7 protein-coding genes are annotated in these 5792 nt (G+C 36.8%); 2 read left to right on the top strand and 5 right to left on the bottom strand.

Translation table 11 applies throughout. The features are described from left to right. Positions 1–187 precede the first annotated feature (187 nt). From U0M88_RS02090 to agaB, 3 genes are read right to left on the bottom strand one after another with little or no spacing between them, the layout of a single operon-like run. Positions 188–1096 carry a PTS system mannose/fructose/sorbose family transporter subunit IID gene (locus tag U0M88_RS02090; protein WP_117446400.1) on the bottom strand — a complete coding sequence of 303 codons (909 nt, stop codon included), beginning with the start codon at positions 1094–1096 and terminating at the stop codon, positions 188–190. Next, positions 1086–1883: a PTS mannose/fructose/sorbose/N-acetylgalactosamine transporter subunit IIC gene (locus U0M88_RS02085; protein WP_117446401.1), complete on the bottom strand. Its 798-nt coding sequence runs from the start codon at positions 1881–1883 to the stop codon at positions 1086–1088. The genes U0M88_RS02090 and U0M88_RS02085 overlap by 11 nt, the downstream gene beginning before the upstream one ends. A gap of 26 nt (positions 1884–1909) precedes the next feature. Next, complete coding sequence (agaB, locus tag U0M88_RS02080; protein WP_117446402.1) at positions 1910–2386, bottom strand: PTS galactosamine transporter subunit IIB; 477 nt, start codon at positions 2384–2386, stop codon at positions 1910–1912. A gap of 214 nt (positions 2387–2600) precedes the next feature. Between agaB and U0M88_RS02075 the strand changes: the two genes are divergently transcribed. Further along, positions 2601–3761 carry an AraC family transcriptional regulator gene (locus U0M88_RS02075; RefSeq protein WP_331868748.1) on the top strand — a complete coding sequence of 387 codons (1161 nt, stop codon included), beginning with the start codon at positions 2601–2603 and terminating at the stop codon, positions 3759–3761. A gap of 37 nt (positions 3762–3798) precedes the next feature. Here U0M88_RS02075 and agaF read toward each other — a convergent pair whose 3' ends face one another. After that, on the bottom strand, positions 3799–4227 hold the full coding sequence (gene agaF, locus U0M88_RS02070) for a PTS galactosamine/N-acetylgalactosamine transporter subunit IIA (protein ID WP_022790266.1): 429 nt from the start codon (positions 4225–4227) through the stop codon (positions 3799–3801). A gap of 17 nt (positions 4228–4244) precedes the next feature. Continuing rightward, on the bottom strand, positions 4245–5423 hold the full coding sequence (locus U0M88_RS02065) for an SIS domain-containing protein (protein ID WP_278908943.1): 1179 nt from the start codon (positions 5421–5423) through the stop codon (positions 4245–4247). A gap of 176 nt (positions 5424–5599) precedes the next feature. Here U0M88_RS02065 and U0M88_RS02060 point away from each other — a divergent pair. Next, the coding region (locus U0M88_RS02060; RefSeq protein WP_331868747.1) for a hypothetical protein at positions 5600–5792 on the top strand (193 nt) is incomplete at its 3' end.

Genomic DNA, 5792 nt, shown 5'->3' with positions numbered 1-5792 from the left:
TATTATTCATGTTTTATGAATAATAGGCCGCATTCTTTTCAATGTTTGTCAATATATTTGTTTGATTTTTTGATAAAAAAAAGAGAGGCGCACATTTTGTGTGCTCCTCAAAGTGTCCATTTTCTTAACTTAATGACATTGAGCTCTTTAGAGCTCTTCTGAAATTCGAGAGAATTAAATTTTTTTATTAAGCAACTACTTTCCAAGGAACTGGTACTAATGGAGTATAGCTTCCTGCCCAAATACCGAAGACACCACCAATGATACCAATCAACAAGAACAATCCGATACACTTAACCGGTGTCCATCCTTTTTTAGAAATCAAGAAGTAGCACATCAAAGTGAACAGTAATGGAATCAAACAAGGAAGGATCATATTCAAGTAATCCTGAATATTGATGAATACATCTACCATTGTTTCTCCATCTTCAGCTACTGTTTGACCATTAGGAATGGAAATACCTAATTTAGTTCCAGCACCGTAGTTAGAAATCAAAGCACCTACAACGAATACACCTAATACACTAGCAGCATGTGTAAATGCTTTTGCGTTAGCTGTCATCATCTGAACAGCCTTCATACCTAAGTTATAAGACCAATACATCAGTCCATAACGCAAAGCCATTTCAACACCAAAGGCAATGATGAAATACAGAACTGGTCCTAAGAAGCTTCCTTCAATTGCCATATTAGCAGTCAAACCAGCAGTAATAGGAATCAAAGTATACCAGAACAATGCATCACCAATTCCTCCTAATGGAGCAGCAACAGAAATACGTACAGAACGAATCGTCTGAATATCCGTCTTCATCTGTTCCATTGAAAGAACGATACCCATAACAAATGTTACGGCAAATGGATGTGTATTGATAAAGTCCATATTGTGCGTCATTGAAGCAGCCAAGTCATCTTTATTAGTATGAATTTTCTGAAGACCTGGTAACAAGGACCACAACCAACCAGCAGATTGCATACGTTCATAGTTGAAGCATGCCTGCAACTGGCAAGAACGCCAAACCATTTTATTTAACGTTTTATTGTCAAGTCTAGGAGCTGGAGTTGTATCTTTATAAGAAGTCATTACATTAGATTCCATCACTTACACCTCCTTGTTGAGCGTTCTTTTCAATAGTTGTTAGTTTGAAGTCTAATAATGCGAAACAGATACCTACAAATGCAACTAAGATTAATGTTGCGCTTGCAAGAGGTGCGATATTTCCGATTACCAATGCGAACACGAAACCGGCCAACAACCATCCCCACAAATCATTAGACATCATAATCTTTAACAGGATACCGAAACCTACGAAACGCATCATTCCACCAGCAGCACTTAAACCACCCATAAACCAGGATGCCTTTTCTGCCAAAGACTGTAAAGGTTCAGACATTGCTGTACCACCAACATAAGCGATGATAGCGATAACAGCGAACAATCCACCTAAACATACCATATGGATATTCAAGGCACGAGTAATTCCTTTTGGATTTGCTTCAGCAGCCGCTTTATCACAAGTTGACATTAAACCAGAAGCAGCCGAGAACAATAAAGTAACAATGTACTGACCAAATGTAGCAAAGATCATACATGCACCTAATGCAGCGTTTACGTCCAAGTTTGCTTTTACAGCAAATACCATGGCAACAACACTACCTAATACAGCGTTCGGAGGCTGAGCTCCACCGACTGGCATATTACCAATCATCATTAGTTCGTAAGTACCGCCTACTACAAGACCAGTCTGAACATCACCCAAGATGATACCCATGATTGGACAAGCGATAATAGGACGGTAAATAATTTCTGTCAGTGAGAACTGGTCAATCGCAAAGATAAAAGTAACAATGGCCAACAACACCAACTCGATAACATTAATGTCCATATTCTTTTCTCCTTAAACACTTTAGATTATTTCCAAAGCTTATCTAGGCTTTCCGGTGCGATATCAGGTACACGCTGAATTTCTAATTCAACACCCAGTTCCTGCAATTTTTTAAAGCAGGCAACATCATCATCGTTTACAGCTACAGAAGTAGCTACCTGACGTTTACCTTCGGCCATGTGCATGTTTCCAATATTTACTTTTTTAATTGGAACACCGCCTTCCACAAGTTTCAAAACATCTTGTGGAGTTTCACAGATGATAAAGATTTTCTGCGCAGGACTTGCTTTTCCGATAATGTCGATCGTCTTCTGAATAGAGAAGAAACGAGTCTGAGCATAAGCCGGAGCAGCCATGTTCATCAATCCCTGACGGAATTCATCACCTGCAACTGCGTCATTGGCAACTAACAGTAAGTTGGCCCCTAAAACACCAGACCACTGTGTCGCAACCTGACCATGAATCAAACGATTGTCGATTCGAGTTAATAAAATGTTTGGCATATTCTCTCTCCTTTCATGATAGCGCTTTCTTTCCACGAAAATCTATCTGATATTATTATAATACAACCTTTCATTTTTCCTTTACACATTTTATTTATAAGTTTATACTTTTTATTAAAGAAATGTAATTTATAATTAAAAGCCATAAATATTAACTCTTTTAAGAGCAAAATATCACAAATTATCTTTAATTAACGGAAAGGTTGTAAAAACTATGTTAAAAAGAACTACTAATTATCTCTTTCAAACATTCGGAAGTGTATTCTATGACATGAAATCAGCCATTCAAGGTGAATCTACCGTCTCTAATTCACTATATTTGTCCAATAAGGAATTTGATTCTTTCTACTATTCCCATGCACCGGTCTATATTACCTGTGAAAAAGGAATCGTCTTATTAGTTGTCAGTAAAGATGGTGTTCAATACGATGAATTTGTCATTCATCGGGCTATTCGTCTGCAACCGGGTATTTATTATAATTTTGTATCCATCTCCAATGACAGTAAAGTGCAAGTCGTCTATTCTCCCTCTGGTTTAAACCAGAAGAAAATGAAGGAGCCTTTTATCTATCAACGTATGGTTTCCAAGATCAATTTAAAAGAAATTTTAACTTGTTTTTATCAGGTGCGTAAATCAAACTATGTATTTCCTGGTGAAAGCCACGATTATTATGAATTGACCTATATTGATCACGGAAAATTAGATATGACCCTGGATGGTAAGGAATATCATCTAAACAAATATGATTTGATTATCTATTATCCCGGACAATTTCATACACAAAGCACCGATAATGAAAGCACATGTTCCTATTTGACCATCGTGTTTGATATGGAAACCAAAATGGATGTTTCTTTAATGAATCGTGTCTTTAAGACAAGAAAAGATATTTATAACGTTCTCTCGGCTTTTATGAAAGCCATTCAATCCAAAGAGTATTTAAGCGAAGAAATGGCCATGGCTTATTTAAAAGAAGTATTGATCCTACTCTATCAGTTTGATACGAAAACCGATGAAGAATCTAATGTCAATCCGATGCAGAAACATTATGAAAACACCTTGTTAAATGAAATTCTGGTCTTTATTCACAATAATATCTTTACCGCTTTTACCGTAGAAGATCTCTGCCAGAAATTCTCCATTTCCAGAAGCAGCCTGCAAAGCTTATTTCGAACCAATATTCATATTACGCCAAAGCATTATATTTCAAATTTAAAGCTCAATCAGGCAAAACTCTTAATTCAGGAGCATAAATATACAATTTCCGAAATATCCGATATGTTAGGGTTTACTTCGATTCATTACTTCTCTCGAAAGTTTAAACTCCAATATGGATTATCGCCTACCGACTATGCGAAATCAATCAACCAATAAAAAATGCGTACTTCGTAAAGAAGTACGCACTTTTTGATTAAATTCCGTCTGTAGGTTCAACTTGTTCCACTGGCTTATAAACAAAGCGCATTACTTGTTCTTTTCCTACATTCACAGCGGATTCTGCCAGATCTTTTACACTTTCCGCAAAAGTACGTGTTAAGTTAATTTCTACCAGCATACCTAAGTTAGTTCCCGCAATCACTTCTACATTCTGACGTGGATATCCGATTTCCACAGCTGTTTTAAACGGAGAGCCTCCGGCCAAGTCACTCAACACAATGATTTCTTCACATTCTTTTAATGAATCCATGGCATCTGTCAATTTTTTAGCCAAATCTTCCGTAGAATCTGTTTCTTCAAAATCGACTGCCGCATAGTTTTTTGGTTCACCGGCAATCAGCTTCAGACTACTTGTCAATCCGGAAGCAAAGTGCCCATGTCCTGTTACAATTAAACCAATCACTCTTTTGTTCCTCCTTCTTATTCTGCTGTATATTTATAGATTGTTACACCCTGTACAACACGGTTTACTTCTCCGGTTGGACATGGATTATCTGGTGTGCATCCCATAGAGATCGATTTAAACAATCCCAGAACCTGTGCTGCCAAGATATAGTCCAAGCCTAAGAAGATATTGTCTTTATCTGCATTCAGATCAAAATTAACATACGTATCGACCAATTCACGAATTTCTGGATATTCATGCGCAGCTACCGCCAAGATACGGTTTTTCTTTCTCTGTCCACTCATTTCTTTGATCAAATCATATTCGTATTGTCTTTGATAAGCATCATCGGATACATAGACAACAGTTAACGCTTCATCATTGATCACTGATTTTGGTCCATGGCGGAATCCTAACGGACTATCAAAGAAAGTCGCAACCTGTCCGGCTGTCAATTCACATGTCTTTAACTGGCTTTCCTGTGCTACACCTTTTAAGCAGTTGGCACCTAAATAAATCAAACGACGATAATCAAAATCGTTAACCAAATCAACTAATGTTTGATAACCTTCATCCAGGAATTTCTGTCCTTGTTCGATAACGGTCTGCATTTCGCTTTCCATTTCATCTAAAGCATCCAAGCGGAAGCACAATACGCTTGCCAAATACATATTAGAGAAACTGGAAGTCATCGCAAAGCTTTGATCATGTGTTTCCGGTGTTAAATTGATGCAGTAGGCATTATCCATTTCTTTTGCCATTTTTGATAAAGCACCATTTTCATTACAAGTGATGAACAAATGAGATACATTTTCTTTGCAGACTTCTTCAGCCATCTGTACACTTCCCACACTTTCCGGAGAGTTTCCAGAACGTGCAAAGTTGATCAATAATGTTTTCTTATTTCTTGACAAATAGTTTTCCGGCGTTTCTACAATATCAGTAGAAGCATAGCTGCTGGCATGGAAGTCGGTATAACGGTTTACATAAGAATATACCGCATTTCCAACGTATTCACTCGTCCCGGCACCGGTAAAGATGATTTCTACATCACCGCCTGTCAATACTGGTTCCAAGAAACTTTTCAAGGCTTCTTTTTCATTTTTGATTTGTGCAATTGTTTTTGCCCAAGTTGCAGGCTGCTGGTAGATTTCCTGTGCTGTATAAATCCCTGTCAGTTCTTCCCAAGCATTTTTTTCTTTTCCAAACATCATTTTGCCTCCTCTTTCTCGACTGTTTTGTACTGATTTCATTATAAACTATTTTTTAACTTTTTAAATAATATGAAACGATTATTATTAAAATGTACAAATTTGTTGTATTTTTTCTATTCCATTTGTATTCCCTTTCAATTTCTCTTATAATTACCAAAGGAAAGAGAGCGTAGATTATGGCAAAAAAATCAAATATTCAACAAGAAATCACACCTCCTGTAGGTTTTAATATCTATCAAGATAAAAAGAACAGAACGATTTATAAGCACCCTTTTTTAAAGAAGGCTGTTTATATACCTGTCTATGATTTTAAAACGTTTGACTTATACAGAAAAAGATATATTTTAGTCATTTCGGTATTTGTTGTAT

The organism is Faecalicoccus sp. (genome assembly GCF_036552745.1).
Classification (GTDB): domain Bacteria; phylum Bacillota_I; class Bacilli_A; order Erysipelotrichales; family Erysipelotrichaceae; genus Faecalicoccus.
The sequence above is the reverse complement of the archived record's forward strand: the minus strand, read 5'-3'. Positions and strand labels throughout refer to the sequence as shown.

Coding starts and splice junctions, on each gene's coding strand:
- U0M88_RS02090 (WP_117446400.1), bottom strand. CDS start 1,096: ATGGAATCTAATGTAATGACTTCTTATAAAGATACAACTCCAGCTCCT.
- U0M88_RS02085 (WP_117446401.1), bottom strand. CDS start 1,883: ATGGACATTAATGTTATCGAGTTGGTGTTGTTGGCCATTGTTACTTTT.
- agaB (WP_117446402.1), bottom strand. CDS start 2,386: ATGCCAAACATTTTATTAACTCGAATCGACAATCGTTTGATTCATGGT.
- U0M88_RS02075 (WP_331868748.1), top strand. CDS start 2,601: ATGTTAAAAAGAACTACTAATTATCTCTTTCAAACATTCGGAAGTGTA.
- U0M88_RS02065 (WP_278908943.1), bottom strand. CDS start 5,423: ATGATGTTTGGAAAAGAAAAAAATGCTTGGGAAGAACTGACAGGGATT.